The organism is Providencia sp. JGM181, assembly GCF_018257375.1.
In the GTDB taxonomy this organism is placed as follows: domain Bacteria; phylum Pseudomonadota; class Gammaproteobacteria; order Enterobacterales; family Enterobacteriaceae; genus Providencia; species Providencia lanzhouensis.
On sequence record NZ_JAERJY010000056.1, the window covers coordinates 1 to 20,496 of the forward strand.

Annotated in this window: 13 protein-coding genes and 2 tRNA genes; 8 read left to right on the forward strand and 7 right to left on the reverse strand. The window is 40.0% G+C overall.

Annotated features, from left to right (window positions below):
- The first annotated feature begins 19 nt into the window (after nucleotides 1-19).
- The gene (gene gltP / locus JK188_RS09245; RefSeq protein ID WP_036952889.1) at nucleotides 20-1,327 is read left to right on the forward strand and encodes a glutamate/aspartate:proton symporter GltP; all 1,308 of its coding nucleotides are present in this window, start codon (nucleotides 20-22) and stop codon (nucleotides 1,325-1,327) included.
- Nucleotides 1,328-1,681: 354 nt separating this feature from the next.
- Nucleotides 1,682-3,178, forward strand: a complete 1,497-nt coding sequence (locus JK188_RS17855; protein WP_211886034.1) for a phosphoethanolamine transferase — start codon at nucleotides 1,682-1,684, stop codon at nucleotides 3,176-3,178.
- Between the two features lie 406 nt (nucleotides 3,179-3,584).
- Here the strand turns inward: JK188_RS17855 and JK188_RS09255 are convergent, their stop codons facing one another.
- The 4 genes from JK188_RS09255 to JK188_RS09270 all read right to left on the reverse strand — a co-directional run bounded on the left by JK188_RS09255 (nucleotide 3,585) and on the right by JK188_RS09270 (nucleotide 4,484).
- A complete protein-coding gene (locus JK188_RS09255) occupies nucleotides 3,585-3,872 on the reverse strand; it encodes a putative quinol monooxygenase (protein ID WP_154599427.1) in 288 nt (95 codons plus the stop codon).
- 70 nt (nucleotides 3,873-3,942) lie between these two features.
- Nucleotides 3,943-4,107 carry a hypothetical protein gene (locus JK188_RS09260; RefSeq protein ID WP_211886035.1) on the reverse strand — a complete coding sequence of 55 codons (165 nt, stop codon included), beginning with the start codon at nucleotides 4,105-4,107 and terminating at the stop codon, nucleotides 3,943-3,945.
- 208 nt (nucleotides 4,108-4,315) lie between these two features.
- Nucleotides 4,316-4,391 (reverse strand) — tRNA-Thr (locus JK188_RS09265).
- A gap of 5 nt (nucleotides 4,392-4,396) precedes the next feature.
- Nucleotides 4,397-4,484, reverse strand: a tRNA-Ser gene (locus tag JK188_RS09270).
- 215 nt (nucleotides 4,485-4,699) lie between these two features.
- Between JK188_RS09270 and rcsD the strand changes: the two genes are divergently transcribed.
- Together rcsD and rcsB are read left to right on the forward strand one after the other, a co-directional pair.
- Nucleotides 4,700-7,399: a phosphotransferase RcsD gene (rcsD, locus tag JK188_RS09275; protein ID WP_154599426.1), complete on the forward strand. Its 2,700-nt coding sequence runs from the start codon at nucleotides 4,700-4,702 to the stop codon at nucleotides 7,397-7,399.
- 1 nt (nucleotide 7,400) lies between these two features.
- Nucleotides 7,401-8,051 (forward strand): response regulator transcription factor RcsB, encoded by a 651-nt coding sequence (gene rcsB / locus JK188_RS09280; RefSeq protein ID WP_004259923.1) that lies wholly within the window; start codon nucleotides 7,401-7,403, stop codon nucleotides 8,049-8,051.
- A gap of 84 nt (nucleotides 8,052-8,135) precedes the next feature.
- Here rcsB and rcsC read toward each other — a convergent pair whose 3' ends face one another.
- Both rcsC and gyrA read right to left on the reverse strand, forming a co-directional pair.
- Entirely contained in the window at nucleotides 8,136-10,988 is a 2,853-nt protein-coding gene (gene rcsC, locus JK188_RS09285) for a two-component system sensor histidine kinase RcsC (protein WP_154634301.1), read from the reverse strand.
- A gap of 147 nt (nucleotides 10,989-11,135) precedes the next feature.
- A complete protein-coding gene (gyrA, locus tag JK188_RS09290) occupies nucleotides 11,136-13,739 on the reverse strand; it encodes a DNA topoisomerase (ATP-hydrolyzing) subunit A (protein WP_154599425.1) in 2,604 nt (867 codons plus the stop codon).
- A gap of 329 nt (nucleotides 13,740-14,068) precedes the next feature.
- On the opposite strand from gyrA, the gene ubiG reads away from it, so the two are divergent.
- The 4 genes from ubiG (at nucleotide 14,069) to yfaE (ending at nucleotide 18,832) form a co-directional block, all read left to right on the forward strand.
- Nucleotides 14,069-14,791 carry a bifunctional 2-polyprenyl-6-hydroxyphenol methylase/3-demethylubiquinol 3-O-methyltransferase UbiG gene (gene ubiG / locus JK188_RS09295; protein ID WP_211886036.1) on the forward strand — a complete coding sequence of 241 codons (723 nt, stop codon included), beginning with the start codon at nucleotides 14,069-14,071 and terminating at the stop codon, nucleotides 14,789-14,791.
- A gap of 335 nt (nucleotides 14,792-15,126) precedes the next feature.
- Nucleotides 15,127-17,418 carry a class 1a ribonucleoside-diphosphate reductase subunit alpha gene (gene nrdA / locus JK188_RS09300; protein ID WP_187129334.1) on the forward strand — a complete coding sequence of 764 codons (2,292 nt, stop codon included), beginning with the start codon at nucleotides 15,127-15,129 and terminating at the stop codon, nucleotides 17,416-17,418.
- Between the two features lie 11 nt (nucleotides 17,419-17,429).
- On the forward strand, nucleotides 17,430-18,566 hold the full coding sequence (nrdB, locus tag JK188_RS09305) for a class Ia ribonucleoside-diphosphate reductase subunit beta (RefSeq protein WP_036952796.1): 1,137 nt from the start codon (nucleotides 17,430-17,432) through the stop codon (nucleotides 18,564-18,566).
- A gap of 2 nt (nucleotides 18,567-18,568) precedes the next feature.
- Complete coding sequence (gene yfaE / locus JK188_RS09310; protein ID WP_154602863.1) at nucleotides 18,569-18,832, forward strand: class I ribonucleotide reductase maintenance protein YfaE; 264 nt, start codon at nucleotides 18,569-18,571, stop codon at nucleotides 18,830-18,832.
- 164 nt (nucleotides 18,833-18,996) lie between these two features.
- Here yfaE and JK188_RS09315 read toward each other — a convergent pair whose 3' ends face one another.
- Nucleotides 18,997-20,337, reverse strand: a complete 1,341-nt coding sequence (locus JK188_RS09315) for an anaerobic C4-dicarboxylate transporter (protein ID WP_154602864.1) — start codon at nucleotides 20,335-20,337, stop codon at nucleotides 18,997-18,999.
- Nucleotides 20,338-20,496 lie beyond the last annotated feature (159 nt).

Here is a 20,496-nt window from a genome sequence, read left to right on the forward strand (position 1 = left end):
ATATAAACGAGAATTATTTATGACACTAAACAACATCGTTCCAAAAAAACCGTTTAAATTTGGGTTAGGGTGGCAGATTCTAGTTGCGCTTTTTTTAGGTGTTATCGTTGGTGCTTTACTGCATGAAAGCGTGGAATACAAAGATTGGTTAATACTGAATGTTCTCTCTCCCGCCGGTAAGATTTTTATTCAGTTAATCAAAATGATTGTGGTACCTATCGTCATTTCGACCTTGATTGTGGGGATCGCTGGTGTCGGGAATACAAAACAATTAGGCACATTGGGTTTCAAAACGATCCTTTACTTTGAAATCATTACTACCATTGCCATCATTGTGGGTATTTCGTTTGCCAATATCTTCCAACCAGGTGTGGGCATTGATATGTCTCAGCTCACTCAAGTGGATATTTCTCAGTACCAAAAAACGACGCAGGAGGTTGCTAGCCATCCTTCAGGGATCGTGAATACTTTATTATCTTTGGTACCGAGCAATATTTTTGCTGCCATGGCGAGTGGCGATATGCTTCCTGTTATTTTCTTCGCGGTTTTATTTGGTTTAGGATTATCTTCTCTACCAGTAGCAAAGAAACAGCCACTATTAGATGTTCTGCAAACTTTTTCTGAAACCATGTTCCGCGTGACTAACATGATCATGATGTATGCACCAATCGGGGTGTTTGCATTAATTTCCGTCACCGTTGCAAACTTTGGATTTACTTCACTGGTTCCTCTGCTGAAGTTAGTTATTTTGGTTCACTGTGCGATTATTTTCTTTGCTGTTGTGGTGCTCGGAATTGTTGCACGTTATTGCAAAATTAATATTTTTACTCTGATGAGAATATTAAAGGATGAGTTGCTGCTTGCTTATTCAACCGCCAGCTCTGAAACTGTACTTCCTCGTATTATGGATAAAATGGAGAAGTATGGTGCACCAAAATCTGTCACCAGTTTCGTTATCCCAATTGGTTATTCATTTAACTTAGATGGTTCCACCTTATATCAAAGTATCGCTGCCATTTTTATTGCTCAGCTATATGGTATTGAGCTGTCATTAGGGCAAGAGCTTATTTTAGTCTTTACCTTAATGATCACGTCAAAAGGTATTGCAGGGGTTCCGGGAGTTTCATTCGTTGTCTTGCTGGCAACGTTAGGCTCTGTGGGGATTCCATTAGAAGGTTTGGCATTCATTGCCGGTGTTGACCGTATTCTCGATATGGCAAGGACTGCACTTAATGTGGTTGGTAACGCGTTAGCTGCCTTGATTATCGCCAAATGGGAACACAATTATGATGAGAAAAAAGCCCGAGAGTATGAGGAAAGTTTTTAATTAAAGACTAAATATCTAGGCTCTTCTTATTTCTAACCAAAGCCATCTTTAAAATATTAAAGATGGCTTTGAATCAACCTATTCATCGTTGATCTCCCCTCACCCAGTCTTATGCTAATCATTTTAGCATTCAATCGGTTATGCTAACATTACCTAAAATCAGTTGATTAATAGAAATAATATCTATCCTTATCAAAAAACGATTTATTAAATATTTTTTATTGCGTTATTATTTCATTCTACTGCTGATATTTGTACACTATTAGATCTACGATTGATATATACTCAATGACGGCCTGCTAAGCGATAGCCTCTTACTCAAAAACAGAAATTGATGAAAATATGCACAACCTAGTGAAAAATAATTTCTTATTAAAATTTATTGCTTTATTTTTGTTCTTTACCGCTATTCATTATGCAATGGGTTACCACTTTAAGATTTTCTACGTCCTAGCCATCACAGGAATATTAATTGTCGTTAATGACTATCCTAAAGTGTATAAAGCCATTATTGCCATTTATACCCTAGTGGGTATCTGCTATCTACCTGTAGGGTTACTTTACGGCTATCCTGATTATAATATCTTTTCATCTTTTTATTATACGGATAGCGAGGAAGCTAAAGGCTTTCTTAAAAACATCAATTACAAGTATTATTTATTATCAATTCTTCTCCTGTGCTTCAGTTATTTCATATTCAAATTGAAGTTTAAAGTGAATAAAAAAAGCAAATATGTTTTCTCTGCTATTTTTTTGATAATCACCGCGATATCCCCTATTAAAGCTATTTCTGAAGGAAGCTGGCGGTTACTTTTAACATCTGGATTACCTGAGTATCGTTTCTTTACTGAAAGCCTCTTTTACCTAGATTATTTACAGCAAGAAAAAAAATCTATTGAAGGTAATGATACCTTTGAAACAGTCACCTCCAATCCTAAATATCATGTTTATGTCATTGTTATTGGCGAAAGTGTTCGCCGTGACTTCATGCACAGTTATGGTTTTCCAATAGAAAACACCCCTTTTACCGATACAGTAAAAGGCTATATATTCGATAATTATATTTCTGCATCAGGTTCAACCAACCTTTCGTTGTCAAATACCTTATCTTTATATCCAAAAATGCAAAATAATATTATTTCTCTCGCAAACAAAGCGGGTTTCAAAACTTTTTGGATTTCGAGACAAGGTACTTACGGTAAACATGATGGTCCTGTAGCATCAATCGCCAAGCGTGCAACACATGCTTATTTTGTAGGTGGAAGTGCATTCCTCGATAATAATGTTATGTCTCAAGATGCCCCTGTGGTCCCTAAGTTTATTGAATCCTTAAAGCAGCCGGGTCAACATAAACTTATTGTGGTGCATTTAATTGGTAGTCATTCACCATTCTGCGATCGGATTGATAACACTTATGAGCAATTTCATATAAGTGACAAACTCTCTTGCTATATTCAATCTATCAAAAATACGGATGTCTTGTTATCTCAGATACAACAGCTACTTATAAAACAAAATACATCATGGTCTATGCTTTATTTCTCTGACCATGGGCTGTCTTTTATCGATAATCAAACTGATCTGATACATGGTGATAAAACACGGCAAAATTTTGAAGTCCCGTTTTTTATTACATCATCTGATTCGACTCAACGAGAGGTTATTTCTGCTCGTCGAAGTGCAATGAGTTTTATGACATTATTCTCTCAGTGGACAGGAATATCAGAGAAGAGCATTTCTCAATCATGTCCAATGATTTCTAATCAAGAATGTGAAAATCAAAATACCGTCATTAATTTTGATAAAGATTCAATGAGCTTTGAACGGCTCAATCATGACGAAAAAAAATAAAATACCATTCAAAGGCGATAAATTAACTCAGTTTATCGCCTTTTTAATAATTACTTTTACGTAATTTGAAATTTATTTTTTACTTATGTGATATTTCCTCGCAAGATTTTATTTCATTGCTACGCTAAATATACACTTTAATTTAGGTCATTCTTTATTTGGATTAGCAGCAATGAATCAAGTTAGACGCTTTCTTTTATTCTTAAAAGTTTTACAGCACCTAATGATTATCTTTGTGTTTACGCTGTCATATTTTCTGTTTCAGAATTGGCTATAATTCGATAAAGTTGAGCCCAAACCAAATCCCCCCTTTTCGAGTAAAGTAATAACCCGACTATTTAGGGGGAACTGATGAGAAGTTATTTGGATGAGTTTTACATACGATACTTAAATGAATTCTTCCGTGTTAAAACGCCGCATCCATCAAGATAAATTTAGGCTCAGCTCTTTGATAGTGGTTAATCATCGGTACTAATCGTTGGAAGTGTTCAGACGCACAATGTGAATCTAATGCAGCACGATTCGGCCACTCTTCAATAAAAACAAAATGCCCAGGATCCTTTTCATCAATATAAAGATCATAAGCGATACATAGCGGTTCTTTCTTTGTGGCTTCAACAAGTGCCTTATAGAGTGGTAACACGATTTCTACCGCTTCCGGCTTGATAAAATCTTCAGCAATGACTTTTAGCATGGTAATCCTCTTTATTTAACTTGTTAAAATTCAAATCAATCCCTTTCAACTAAGCGAGCTTCAAAAGCTCTTATTGATTCAGCTTAACATCCACATTTCTAATTATCTGCGCTAATTTGGCCTTATCATCATCAGAAAGATAATCATGGTATTTTTCAACAAAGCGCTGGATTCGCTCTGCCCCAGCAATAATTTTCCCTGCGGCTTTATTGATGTCATCTTGATGGGTATTCATGTTGAGCCTCATTAACCTGTGCTATGACAAAGAAGGTAGCATGCGATTGATAAATGATCATCAAATAGACCTTTAGTGGTATATGGGGATTACTGAAAACAGATATTGTCGACGGACTGAGCTACTGAAAATACAACGTAAAATTGAGGATATAAATGACCGACAAAGAAAAAACCCGCTATATCTTTCGATATAGCGGGTTCTTATTTGGTGCCGGCTACCGGAGTCGAACTGGTGACCTACTGATTACAAGTCAGTTGCTCTACCAACTGAGCTAAGCCGGCTAATTTGGCGGAGAGATAGAGATTCGAACTCTAGGATGGTTACCCATCGGCGGTTTTCAAGACCGCTGCCTTCGACCGCTCGGCCATCTCTCCATGGGGCGCGATTATGGAGGAATCCCGGGGGCTTGTCTACCCCTGATAGTAAAATAATTGCATTTTTTTGTTCGTTTGACTAATCTTCACTCAATTGTTCTCTATTGCCCTAAAAAAATGCTAATATCTGTGCAAAATCAGTGTCTATAACGTACCTAGGCGTATGATTTTTAATCTGATTAATCTAATTTGCCAGTGTGACGGCGTGGGACTGTATGTACAAACAATCATTATTAAAACCGAATGTTCTTTCTCGCATTTTTATTGCCTTTATTGTGCTGCTCGTCACAATGCTGTCGTTGTCCCTCTATAATTATTATCACGCATGGATGTTAGCGCACCAAACGGCCATCAACACTCTCGCTAATCGACTCGCTTATCAAATTGAAGATTATCGCTATCAAGCGGGTCACATCTATAAGCTTGCCAATGATAAAACTACACCTGACTCTGTTAACGACATTTCCGTGACTGAAATGCGCCACGATGTTTATTGGCTAAGTAGCAATAACCAGACCATTGATTCCATTGTGTTTGGTCTCAATAAACCAAGCAGTAAAGTCTTAGCGACAAAGCTCGCAAACTATATGGAGATTGTATGGGGGGCACGGAATGAATTTAACTCCATGTACTACCTTAATGGTCAAGACAACTCCTTAGTTCTGGTAACTACCCATTCCATTCTAAAACCAGAGTTACGCTATAAAGAAAGCTATTTAACGCTAACGGCGGAAGATAAGCGCTCTGATATGATCACCCAATCGACATTATTAGATCGCCGTGAAGTTATCTCCAATATGCAGAAAAATGCGCAGGATAATGTTTACTTCTATACCTATCGTTTAGTCTTTAACTCGCCAGGGCGCCTTAGTAGTGTGATCTCCTTTGATATTTCTATCAATTCAATCCTCCCCTTTACATTACAGGGTGATGATATTTCGATTTCACAGCGACCAAACAATCAAGAAAATAGCCAAGCGGCCAGCGAACTCGTTGGCACCAGCCTGATGCTATCTCAACCCATTGAAGGCACTAATTACCAGATTAGCTATACCCTTTCTCTGAAAAGTATTATTTTCGGGGTGCTAAGTTACAATTTTTGGTTAATTACCTGCATGATTGCGGTCAGTATTTTGGCGCTGATCACCACCATGTTTATCCGCAAGCGAATTATTTCACCCAATGCTTCAATGCTGGATGAGCTCCAGTTTAAAGATGCCCTCAATAATGACATTCTTAACCATATTTCTTATGGCATCCTAGTCTTTGATTTTAATAGCAATAAAAAATTATTAAGTAACAGTATCGCGAATCACTTATTACCGTCTATGGATCTGATACATATCAAAGAAATGGCAACCGATCATAATGATGTCATTCAAGTTTCCATAGAAAACAATATCTATGAAATCATTTTGGTAAAAAGCTTAATTAAAGAAAACACCATTTTGTTTATCATCATAGATAAAGATAAAGAAGTTCTGACGCAAAAACGCCAAGAAATGGCTACGCGTGAGCATCAACGAAATATTCAACTTAGAAAAGTGGTTTTCGAAAATATTTGCCAGGAAATTCTACCCGCTGTTAACCAAATTGATGCCAAATTTAACCAATTAAGCTCTTCACTTGGTGAGCCTAAAAATCCATTATTATCTGAAATTCAAAACCAACTGTTTTATATCAATAATTGGTTTAGAAATATCGAACTTATTAGTCAATTAGAAACTCAACAGATTGAGTTTAAAACAGAAAAATTTGCTATTGGTCAGATGATTAACCAATATCTTAAACAAAATTTAGCACATTTAAATCGAAAAGGACTTTCGTTCTATTTTTATAACAACATTAATCCTGACTCATTAATTGAAAATAACCCGGATTATTTCCAGATTTTATTCCAATCAATTTGGGAATACTCAATAGAAACTACAGCCTTTGGTAAAATTACCGTTTCAATTGACTATATTGAAGAAAAAAGTGAAGTTTCTATTGATATAAAAGACAGCGGAATTGGGTTAACTCATATTGAATTGAATAACTTGCAAAGCCCATTCACAGGGAAAGCACAAAGTTCAAATCAATTTAAGCGTTCTGGCATGACCTTTTACCTCTGCAAATTATTAACGAAAAAAATGCAGGGAACATTTAGTATCAAGTCAAGTGATGCCATCGGTAGCCATTATCAAATTAAGCTCCCCGCGCAACCCCAGATGCAAAGCCATGAATACCCTGCTCTGCTTGAAGATATGTATATTCGCTTGAATATTCAGAATATTGATACTCGTCGCATTGTTAAACAGACCTTATCGCATTATGGTGCAGAGTTTCTTGATATCGATGAGAGCTCACCACATAGCCACTGGGATCTCTTGATCGCCGACAATGATGACGTTTCCTTTAATAACATAATTAAAATTAAAGGAAATCTATCTTCAATAAATTGTATTAACCCAAATTATATTGAAGTTAACTACAATTTCGCGGATGAACTTATCGATGCTATCTCATTATTGATAGAACAAGCGAATGAGACAGAAGATAATAATGAATCCAACCTATCTTCATCACTCGTTCTACGAGAAAATAACTCTCAGTCGAATAATTCTGTCGATAATATTATTTCAGGCTATCATTTAATTCTGTCGAAGAGCGATTATAAAGATTTGTTTATCTCAACAGTACCGATAGATATTAATAAACTGTATAATAGTGAAAGTGTTGCGAATTTAACCGAATTAAAAGACACTGCACATCGTTTAAAAGGAGTTTTTGCTATGCTTGAATTCCATTATCTTCATAAACTTTGTGAAGATTTGGAACATTACATAGCAGATGAAAACGGATTTGAAATAAAAAATTGCATTAGAGAACTGGATGTCTCAGTGAAAAGACTAATGCCAGAAGGTAACCAATAATATGAATAACCTAAATGTCATTGTTGCCGATGATCATCCTATTGTTCTTTTCGGTATCAGAAAGTCGCTTGAACAGATTGAATGGGTAAACATCGTCGGTGAATTTGAAGATTCTACTTCTTTAATTAATAACTTAGCGCGCCTGAATGCAGACGTTCTGGTTACTGATTTGTCTATGCCTGGCGATAAATACGGCGATGGTATTACATTAATTAAATACATTAAGCGTCACTACCCTGACTTATCGATTATTGTCCTCACCATGAACAATAATCCGGCGATCTTAAGCGCTATTCTTGAGCTTGATATTGAAGGTATCGTACTAAAACAAGGTGCGCCTGCTGACTTACCAAAAGCGCTAGCTGCCTTACAAAAAGGGAAGAAATTTACCCCTGAAAGCGTCAGTAAATTGCTTGAAAAAGTGAATGCTAGTGGATATGGCGATAAGCGTTTATCACCAAAAGAAAGTGAAGTGCTACGCTTATTTGCAGAAGGATTCTTAGTCACTGAGATTGCTAAAAAACTAAATCGCAGCATCAAAACCATTAGTAGCCAGAAAAAATCAGCGATGTTAAAGCTGGGTGTTGAAAATGATATCGCACTGCTGAATTACCTTTCATCAGTCAGTATCGACAATTCCCCTTCTGAATAATCGTTTTTTGGCGCTAAAATAGAAGCCCGTTTAGGGCTTTTATTTTTTCTATTCAATATGTTAACTGTTTAATAAATAATTTATTCACTCATTAGGTTTAACATATTTCACCAACGACTCCCGTAGCACACTGATCGATGTAGGCTTCGAGAGACAATCATTCATACCCGCATCAAGACAACGCTGCTTCTCTTCTGCCATCGCATTTGCCGTTAATGCTACAATAGGCTGCCTAAAACCTTGTTCTCGCAACGTGCGCGCCAATTGATAACCGTCCATATTGGGCATATTCACATCAGAAAGAACAATGTCCGCATGATTATGCTCAAGGAATTTCAACGCATCTAATCCATCGACTGCCGTACTTGTCATAAAGCCAATGCTTGTCAGCTGCTCTGTCAATAGCATTCGGTTAATAGGATGGTCATCAACAATTAAGACTTTAAACGTATTCAAATCTGCATCGGCATCTTCAAGGTCATGGTTCTCTAAACTCTCTTTAGTACCTTGAACCAACTTAACAATGATTTTATCAATCAACATTGGCAGCTTATCGAGCTGATAAGTGTTATAGAGCCAATTACTTGGTTGAGTTTCAAATAATTCACCTGAATATAAACTACTGAGTTTCAGCAAGTTTCTATTCTGTAAGGCAACACTTTCTTGGGTATCCGTAATCAACAAGTCATACGTCTCATTGATATCAATGGATGAGCCCGTTACCACATTAAAATGATGGTGTTCGAGCAATCTTACAAGAAAATCAATTAAGAATGCATTTTGGCCCGTCACGGCGACACGGTAATTTTTTCGGTACTCAGGAATAACGGGTTCTAAATATTGCTGGTCATAGAGTGGAATGCGGATCGTAAACGTACTCCCCAGCCCCGCTTGAGAATCCACACCAATATCACCATCCATCAAGTTGATGAGTTTCTCACAAATAGCGAGCCCTAACCCTGTCCCTTTGTGTCCATTATTTTGATCGTATACTTGGAAGAATGGGTCAAATAATTGCATAACCACTGCTGGGGTCATTCCAATCCCCGAATCTTTGACTTCAATTTTTAAATAATTTTCATCTTTCCAAACATGCAGCATCACAAAACCAGAGTCTGTGAACTTTATGCTGTTATTCACAATATTGGAGATAACTTGTTGTAGGCGCACTGGGTCGCTAAGCATCATGTCTGGAATGTTCGGCTCAATATAAGAGTAAAGTGACACTTGTTTTTTAGTTGCTAAAGGCACGTAGTTAGCAAGGACATAAGCAAATACATTGCGGCAATTGAATAATTTATTTTCTATTTTTAATTGTTTGGATTCAATTTTGGAGAAATCCAAAATATCACTGATAATCTGCAACAATAGCGATGACGAATTATCCATTGTAGAAACTAATCGAAGCGCTTTATCTGATAAATCATACCGTTGCAATAACTCAATATTACCGATGATCCCATACAACGGTGTTCTTAATTCATGGCTCACCGTGGCTAAGAACATCGATTTCGCTTGGTTCGCCTGATCCGCTGCATCTGCGACATCCTGCAATGATTTTTCCATCTGCACACGAATACTAATGTCGATCAATACGCAGATAGCCACATCTTCATTTTGATAACGTGAATTCACAAAACTAATTTGTAGATGGGTGCCATTCGTTGCAACAACATCAATATAGTTGCTAGATTTTTGACGAATAATCGTCAAAATTCGCTGTTTATCATCTTCACTCAGTAAACGGAAATAGTTATGTGCGAGCTCATTACTCAGAATATTGCCGCCATCACTTAGCCTTAGGATAATGATCCCAACAGGAGCTGATGCCACAATTTTATGGTTAAATTGTTCATGCTCTTCAAGACGAATCGCCGTATTGGCTGCAGGCTCTAACATTCGTCTTTCTAATAACCAAATTAAAAAGAAAATTAACGTACCAGACAAAATATTAATTAATATTGCGTAAATTATTGATGTTTTTAGGTTGCTGATTAAATACGATGTCTCAATTGAATAAATAACCGTTAGTTGCGAAGGTGCTAAACGCTTCTTAAAAAACAGCTGAGTATAATCAGAGTTAAAACCGAAATAATTTATCTCTCCAGATGTCAGCAATGGTGAATTTTTAATATTCGAATCTGATGAAGTGTAGAGAACAGGTTGATTTGATGAGTTAATTAATGTGATTTCAACGGCTGGATTATTACGTAAATTAAACTGATTTAAGTTGATCGCTCGCTCAATCCCAATAAAACCAACAATTAAGCTTTTCTCATAAATAGGGATCATCAAATAGAGTTGACCATTTGATGGTTGAGAACTGTGGGTGATGGTATATAAATTGCGCTCTTGACCCTGCTGTCTTAACTGTTTGTAGATCCGCGCATTGTCATAGACCACTTTTTTTAGCGTATCAATATCAGAAACTGCAGCACGAATTGAATAATCCATCATGCAATAACTGCCTGTTCCAAAGACAAATACGTGATTTAAGCCTTGGGGGACCGCAATGCTGTCTTTCCAGAAAATATTGAGTTGTTCAAAAGCAGAAAGATAATTCTGAGTTCGCTGCTTAAATACATCACAATCTGCCGATGGCATGAGTGGATATAGCGAGTATGACGTGGATGCGGGTAAAGTGATATCTTCTTGTTGAATACCCACTTTTTGTTGATGTTCTTCGTCTTTGAGTCGTTGCTGCTCCGTCATGGAATGAATAAGGCGAAGTGTAGCATTTGACTGCTGAATATAAACTTGCAGGTTTTCATAACCAGAATGGAATTGCTGGCGCAGATCAGATTTATGTTCATTGAACTGCATATAAAGGAAAAACAGAGTGATGAAAAGCCCCATTCCCCATAGCATAACGCCTAGGACACGAAAAAGATCTCTAGATAATCTGAGGGATGTTTTAAACGAGGGTAAATATCTCAATCCGTTACCTACAAGTACATTATCACTAATACTGAGTATACTCGATTAACTCGATGAAAAGCGACAACCAATAACTTCCATGTATATTGCTAGTGTAAAGATACAAAAACGGGCGGATAATCCGCCCGTTTCATTGATGAATGATACTTACTCTTCGGTATCTGCATCAGTTTGTGCTTCACCGTCAACATCAATACCTTCTTCATCGGTATTGTCATCGTCTTCAGTTTCAGCAACACGTTGTAAACCAACTACTTTTTCATCTTCAGCAGTACGGATCAACGTCACACCTTGAGTATTACGCCCAACGACGCTAACTTCAGAAACGCGGGTACGAACCAGAGTCCCAGCATCCGTAATCATCATAATTTGGTCGGTATCCTCAACTTGGATAGCGCCAACAACTTGACCATTACGCTCGCTCACTTTAATAGAGATAACCCCTTGAGTTGCACGAGATTTTGTTGGGTATTCTGCTTCTTCAGTACGCTTACCGAAGCCGTTTTCAGTCACGGTCAGAATATGGCCTTCACCACGAGGAATAATTAAAGAAACAACTTTATCGTCGTCCATTAATTTAATACCGCGAACACCTGTCGCTGTACGTCCCATCGCACGAACCGCATCTTCTGCAAAGCGCACCACTTTACCTTGCGCAGAGAACAGCATGACTTCATTGCTACCGTTGGTTAAATCAACACCAATCAGCTCATCGCCTTCGTTCAAGTTCACGGCAATAATACCGGCACTTCTTGGGCGACTGAAATCTTGCAGAGGGGTTTTCTTCACGGTACCGCTCGCGGTCGCCATAAAGACATAATAGCCCTCTTCGTATTCACGCACTGGTAAAATCGCGGTGATACGTTCATCTTGCTCAAGTGGCAGTAAGTTCACAATTGGACGTCCACGAGCACCACGGCTAGCTTCAGGCAATTGATATACTTTCATCCAATATAAGCGACCACGACTGGAGAAACACAAGATAGTATCGTGGGTATTCGCCACCAGCAGACGCTCAATAAAGTCTTCTTCTTTAATACGCGCTGCGGATTTACCTTTACCACCACGGCGTTGTGCTTCGTAGTCAGACAATGGCTGATACTTCACATAACCTTGGTGAGATAGCGTTACCACCACATCTTCTTGGTTGATCAAATCCTCAATATTGATATCTGCGGTATTTTCAGTGATCTCAGTACGACGCGGGTCGTTATAAGCATCACGAATCGCCTCTAACTCTTCACGAATAACTTCCATTAAACGCTCAGGGCTACGCAGAATAAACAGTAATTCTTCGATTTGTTTCAGAAGTTCACGGTACTCTTCCAGCAGTTTTTCATGCTCAAGACCGGTCAATTTCTGTAAACGCAGATCCAAAATTGCTTGTGCTTGCTGTTCAGTCAGGAAATATTGACCTTCATGAACACCATATTGTGGCTCTAACCACTCAGGACGTGCAGCATCATCACCCGCACGTTCCAGCATCGCAGCAACATTACCCAGAGCCCAAGAACGGGCAATCAGCCCAGCTTTTGCTTCAGCTGGTGTTGGTGCTTTACGGATCAATTCGATAATTGGGTCGATATTCGCCAGTGCCACCGCCAACGCTTCAAGGATGTGCGCACGGTCACGGGCTTTACGCAGTTCGAAAATAGTACGGCGTGTAACAACTTCACGACGATGGCGAACAAACGCGGCAATAATATCTTTCAGGTTCAAGATTTTTGGTTGACCCTGATGCAGTGCCACCATGTTGATACCGAAAGAAACTTGCAATTGCGTCAGTGAATACAGGTTATTTAGTACTACTTCGCCGACTGCATCGCGCTTAATTTCAATGACAATACGCATACCGTCTTTATCAGACTCATCACGCAGTGCACTGATACCTTCAACGCGTTTTTCTTTAACTAATTCCGCAATTTTTTCAATCAAGCGCGCTTTGTTCACTTGATACGGAATTTCGTTGACGATAATGGTTTCACGACCATTTTTCTCATCAACTTCGACCTCGGCACGTGCACGAATGTACACTTTACCGCGACCGGTACGATACGCATCGATAATACCACGACGGCCATTGATAATAGCGGCAGTCGGGAAGTCTGGGCCTGGGATGTGTTCCATCAAGCCTTCGATACTAATATCTTCGTCTTCTATATAAGCTAAGCAACCATTAATCACTTCCCCTAAGTTGTGCGGAGGAATGTTAGTGGCCATCCCGACAGCAATCCCTGAAGAACCATTGACCAAAAGGTTAGGTATCTTCGTTGGCATCACTTCTGGGATTTGCTCTGTACCATCATAGTTAGGAACAAAGTCTACGGTTTCTTTTTCTAAATCAGCCAGCATTTCATGGGCAATTTTCGCCATACGGATTTCCGTATAACGCATTGCAGCGGCGGAGTCTCCGTCAACTGAACCAAAGTTCCCCTGACCATCTACCAGCATGTAGCGCATAGAGAAAGGCTGCGCGAGACGAACGATGGTCTCATAAACGGCGCTGTCTCCATGTGGATGGTATTTACCGATGACGTCCCCAACGATACGGGCAGACTTTTTATAGGGTTTATTCCAATCATTTCCCAGTACATTCATCGCAAATAACACTCGGCGGTGTACTGGCTTCAGCCCATCTCGAACATCTGGAAGTGCACGGCCGACGATAACGGACATTGCATAATCCAAATAGGAACTTTTCAGTTCTTCTTCGATATTGACTGGGGTGATTTCTCTGGCAATCTCGCTCATGGAACCACTGTCCCTCATAACTTCAGATTCAAAGAGTAAACTATACCACAACTCCCTTATTTAATTAAGAGATAAGAGAAGTGAGTATTTGTCTTTCAAGCTATGTATAATAGCGGAAAAATGCGCTTATGTGTCCGAATCTTGTAGATTTTCAAGCAATAGTCTCTCAAGGATTTTCATATTTGGCTCATAATCCCAATAAATTAACTCACGGGCGACTATCGTCCCATTACGAATTCCAACCTGTTTTTGCATTTTGCAAAATAAATATAGTCCAATAGGTAAAAATAAGTAATGCGAGGATAGAAATAGATATAGGAGTTCCTCAGATGAATGATACCCAAAACCAAACGTACCTAAACGTCGACAAACAAGAAATTGAAAAGTTTGAATCGATAGCGTCACGTTGGTGGGATCTTGAAGGCGAGTTTGCCCCATTACACCGCATTAATCCGCTGCGTTTAGGCTACATCATGCAACGTGTAGACGGCATTTTTGGTAAAAAAATTCTCGACGTTGGCTGCGGTGGCGGTATTTTATCTGAAAGCATGGCGCGCGAAGGTGCGGATGTCACAGGTTTAGATATGGGCGCAGATCCGTTAATGGTCGCTCGTCTACACTCTCTGGAATCGGGTATTCCTGTGGAATACGTCCAAGAAACCGTCGAACAGCATGCTGATAAACACCCTCAGAGCTACGATATCGTCACTTGCATGGAAATGCTTGAGCACGTTCCAGACCCAGAGTCTGTGGTAAGAGCCTGCGCGAAGTTAGTTAAACCTGGCGGACATGTTATTTTTTCCACCATTAATCGCAACAAAAAAGCATGGCTAATGGCTGTCGTGGCAGCGGAATATGTGATGAAAATGGTTCCAAAAGGCACCCACGATGCTAATAAGTTTATCCGCCCATCCGAATTAATTAGCTGGGTCGATAAAACGCAATTAAAAGAACAACATATGATGGGACTGCATTATAATCCAATCACCGATAAATTTTGGTTAGGGCCTAACGTTGATGTGAACTATATGCTGCATACGATCAGCGAATAAATAGCAAGCGGTACGTTTAAGAAAACAGCAAACGGTCTCAACTTTACAAAATAATTTTTAGGTTAATGTCGGTAAGTCAATTTTTGGCAACTCCACTTCTCATGCTGCTTACCGACATGATCAATTTTTCTTATCCAGTTGTTATCCACAAAAACTATCAGATTTGTACACTTGATAAAATCGCACATTAACATTATCTTGTTATTAGATTCTTAACAAACTACTACATATAGTGGTCATCACAAATATAATATACAAGTCTCATGATTGTTCATCATGAGCTTTTTTACGTTTGGGAGACTCTATTTTGTAACTCAACCAAGGTGTACTTGCTCATGAACCAGAGTCTGTTAGTCACAAAACGTGATGGACATAAAGAACGCATTGACCTCGACAAAATCCATAAAGTTATTACATGGGCGGCGGAAGGTCTTAGTAACGTATCAGTTTCACAGGTGGAGTTACGTTCTCAGATTCAGTTTTATGATGGGATCAGAACTTCTGATATTCACGAAACGATGATTAAAGCCGCTGCTGACTTAATCACCGGTGAAACACCAGATTACCAATATCTTGCTGCACGTTTAGCGATTTTTAACCTGCGCAAAAAAGCCTATGGCCAGTTTGAGCCACCAAAATTATATGCCCACGTAAAACATCTGGTTGAGATGGGTAAATATGATAAGCATTTGCTGGAAGACTACACCGAAGCAGATTTCGAGCAAATGGATGGTTTTATTGACCATTGGCGTGATATGAATTTCTCCTACGCCGCTGTTAAACAGTTGGAAGGGAAATATTTAGTTCAAAACCGTGTCACCGGTGAAATCTACGAAAGCGCCCAGTTTTTATATATTCTGGTTGCTGCATGCTTGTTCTCTCATTATCCACAAGCAACCCGTTTAGATTACATCCGCCGCTTCTATGACGCGGTATCAACATTCAAAATTTCTTTACCTACGCCAATTATGGCGGGGGTACGTACACCTACACGTCAATTCAGCTCATGTGTTCTGATTGAGTGCGGTGACAGCCTTGATTCTATCAATGCAACCTCAAGTGCTATCGTGAAATATGTCTCTCAGCGTGCCGGTATCGGTATCAACGCGGGTCGCATCCGTGCACTGGGTAGCCCAATCCGTGGTGGCGAAGCATTCCACACTGGCTGTATCCCATTCTATAAGCATTTCCAAACTGCGGTAAAATCTTGCTCTCAAGGTGGCGTACGTGGTGGTGCAGCAACTCTGTTCTACCCTATCTGGCACTTAGAAGTAGAAAGTTTATTAGTGCTGAAAAACAACCGTGGTGTTGAAGGGAACCGTGTTCGCCATATGGACTACGGTGTACAGCTCAACAAATTAATGTACGAGCGCCTGATCAAAAACCAAGATATCACTCTATTCAGCCCGTCTGATGTTCCGGGCTTGTACGATGCATTCTTCGCGGATCAAGACGAGTTTGAACGCCTCTATGTGCAATATGAACAAGATGAGAAAATCCGTAAATCCAGCGTAAAAGCGGTTGAATTATTCTCATTGATGATGCAAGAACGCGCATCTACGGGTCGTATCTATATTCAAAACGTTGACCACTGCAACACCCACAGCCCATTTGACCCACAGGTTGCCCCTGTTCGTCAATCCAACCTGTGTCTGGAAATTGCACTGCCAACTAAACCATTAAATAACGTCAATGACGAAAATGGTGAAATTGCCCTGTGTACGCTGTCAGCGTTTAACTTAGGTGCCATTGAAAGCCTCGATGAGTTAGAAGAGTTAGCTATCTTAGCGGTTCGTGCATTAGACGCACTGTTAGACTACCAAGATTACCCAATCCCTGCGGCGAAGAAAGGCTCCATGGGTCGTCGTACTCTGGGTATTGGTGTGATTAACTACGCTTACTACTTAGCGAAGCACGGTGTTCGTTACTCCGATGGTAGCGCCAACAACCTGACGCACAAAACATTCGAAGCAATCCAATATTACTTATTGAAAGCCTCAAATGAATTAGCGAAAGAGCAAGGTGCTTGCCCGTGGTTCAATGAAACCACTTATGCGCAAGGCGTGTTACCTATCGATACTTACAAACGTGAGCTCGATAAATTAACTGACGAACCACTGCATTATGATTGGGAAGCGCTGCGCCAAGAGATCAAACAGTATGGTCTGCGTAACTCAACGTTGTCTGCATTAATGCCATCAGAGACCTCGTCTCAGATTTCTAACGCGACCAACGGTATCGAACCACCACGCGGTTATATCAGCATTAAAGCCTCAAAAGACGGTATCCTGCGCCAAGTAGTGCCAGATTACGAAAATCTGAAAGGGGCTTACGAGCTATTATGGCAAATGCCTTCCAATAGCGGCTATTTGCAGTTAGTTGGGATCATGCAGAAGTTTATCGACCAGTCGATTTCTTCTAACACAAACTATGACCCAACCCGTTTCCCGAATGGCAAAGTGCCAATGAATCAGCTGTTAAAAGATTTATTGTTAGCCTACAAGTTTGGTGTGAAAACACTTTACTACCACAACACCCGCGACGGTGCTGAAGATGTTCAGGGGGATCTGGAAGAGGTTGTTGAAACCGCAGATTCTGATTGTGAAGGCGGAGCTTGTAAAATTTAATAGGGATGGTTATGTCACATTCATACACGATTTTTTCTCAGAAAAAAAATAATCAGCTGCTGGAGCCGATGTTTTTCGGCCAGCCTGTGAACGTTGCCCGTTTTGATCAGCAAAAATATCCTATTTTTGAAAAACTGATTGAAAAGCAACTCTCATTCTTCTGGCGTCCAGAAGAAGTTGACGTGGCGCGCGACCGTATTGACTACAATGCGCTGCCAGATCATGAGAAACACATTTTTATCAGTAACCTGAAATACCAAACGCTGCTCGACTCTATTCAGGGTCGCAGCCCTAACGTGGCATTTCTGCCACTGATTTCAATCCCAGAATTAGAAACTTGGGTTGAGACTTGGTCATTCTCAGAAACAATTCACTCACGTTCATACACGCATATTATTCGTAATATCGTGAATGATCCGGCGATTATCTTCGATGATATCGTTGAGAATGAAGAAATTCTGAAGCGTGCAAAAGATATTTCTGAGTACTACGATACGCTGATCGAAATGACCAACTATTACCATATGTTTGGTGAAGGGACGCATACGCTGGGTGGTAAACAAGTCACTGTTTCACTGCGAGCACTGAAAAAGCAGCTTTATTTATGCTTAATGAGCGTTAACGCCCTTGAAGCAATTCGTTTCTACGTCAGCTTCGCGTGCTCTTTCGCCTTTGCTGAGCGCGAATTAATGGAAGGTAACGCAAAAATCATCAAGCTGATTGCTCGCGATGAAGCGCTGCACTTAACGGGAACTCAGCATATGCTGAACCTGTTACGCTCAGGTCAAGACGATCCTGAAATGGCAGAGATTGCCGCTGAGTGTGAAGATGAATGCTATCGCCTGTTTGTGGATGCGGCAGAACAAGAAAAAGAGTGGGCTGAATATCTGTTCAGCGAAGGCTCGATGATTGGTCTGAACAAAGATATTCTGTGCCAATATGTGGAATATATCACCAACATTCGTATGCAAGCAGTTGGTCTGAAATTACCATTTGAAGCGCGTTCTAACCCTATTCCATGGATCAACGCATGGTTAGTATCTGACAACGTTCAAGTGGCGCCACAAGAAGTCGAAGTCAGCTCTTATTTAGTCGGTCAGATTGACGCTGAAGTTAACACCGATGATTTGAGTGATTTCGAACTGTAATTATGGCAAGTCATAAAATCACCCTGCGTCTTACGCAGGGTGTTCAAGTCCCCTACCACACGGATGTTCACACCAGTTTATTGGATGCCCTTGAAGATAGCCGAGTGCCTGTCGAGTACCAATGTCGAGAAGGCTACTGTGGCTCATGCCGCGTAACATTATTAAAGGGAAAGGTTGGATACAAACGTAAACCGATCGCTTTTGTTCAAGAGGGTGAAATTCTGCCCTGCTGTTGTCACCCGCTATCCGATATTGAAATCGAGTAGCCGCGCTAGTAATACTGCATATCTAACAATAAAAAGCGATTGCTTTGATGACTCGAGCAATCGCTTTTTTCTTATAAACTTTTTGCTTATAAAATCATACCTAAAATAATGCGAGTTACCGGTAAGCAGCTAACCCCCTACAATTTGAAGTATGAAGGGTATTTTTATAGATAACCGTACATCGCAGCAAATACCCAGCCAAACACACAGGATACACCCACCCCAATTAGACCAGGCAAGATAAAGCTGTGGTTGATAACAAACTTACCAATACGTGTAGTACCAGAACGGTCAAACTGAATAGCCGCAAGGTCACTTGGATAAGTTGGCAGGATATAGTAACCGTAACACGCTGGTGCAGAAGCAATAATATATGCAGGGTCAACACCAATACCCAATGCGATTGGTACCACCGCCGCTAATGCCGCCGCCTGTGAGTTCACAAATTTAGATACTAACAGTAAAACAACCGCATACGCCCAAGGGAAATCTTTGACTAATGAACCTAAAGTGCCTTTGATTTCATCCATATGGGCACCGAACATGGTTTCTGCCATCCACGCGATACCATATACCGCCACGATAGCAATCATCCCTGAACGGAATACTTCGTTTTTAGAAATCTGTCCTGGATTGGTTTTACAAATGATAATGATCAGCGCACCCGCTAATAACATGAACATCTGGATCACTAATACCATCGATAACGGCTTACCGTTAATTAATGGTCTGAGCTCAGAAAATGCGCCCAGCAATGCCACCACAACGATAGATGCTAAAAAAATCCACATTGCTACCCAGTTAATTTTAGGCAGCTTTTTATCCAGTAGCGTAACCGTCTCACCATAAACATAGTCATGGTTTTCAGGCACAGAGATAAACTCTTGGAATACCGGGTCTTTATCCAGATCTTTACCGCGGAACCAGCTAAAGATACCTATCGCTAAGATACCGATTAAGGTTGATGGGATAGTGATTGCCAGTAAATCTAAAAATTCTAATGATTTACCGTTGATGGACACGCCATTTAACATCGCGACTAAAGAAACAACTGCCACGGAAACAGGGCTGGCAATAATCCCCATTTGCGCCCCGATACTACTCGCCGCCATTGGTCTTTCAGGACGAATATTGTTCTTGATCGCTGCATCGTAAATGATTGGCAAAATGGTATACACCACATGCCCGGTACCACACAAAATGGTTAAAATACAGGTAACGAAAGGTGCAACAATAGAGATGTATTTTGGATTTTTACGCAGTAAACGTTCTGCGATTTGTAGCATAACGTCCAAACCGCCTGATGCTTGTAAGGTTGCTGATGCTGCAACAACAGCAATGATAACAAGCATAACGTCTACAGGCGGTTTTCCTGGAGGTAAACCAAAGCCAAAGACAAGTATAACTAGGCCAACACCACCTAGCAGCCCGAGCGCCATCCCCCCCTTCCTTGCTCCGTAGAACAAGCAGACAAGAATAATGGCAAGTTGAATCATAAAGTCCATAGGTCCATCCTTTATTTATAGGTTTCCCTTATTATCCAGATGGTCTTAACGTATTAATTTGATTTATATTAATTTAAAAAACAATATTGTTTTATTTTCATTCCTAATATTTTGGTCCCATCACAAAATTCCCCTTTAGTTGCTGCCATAATACTCAGT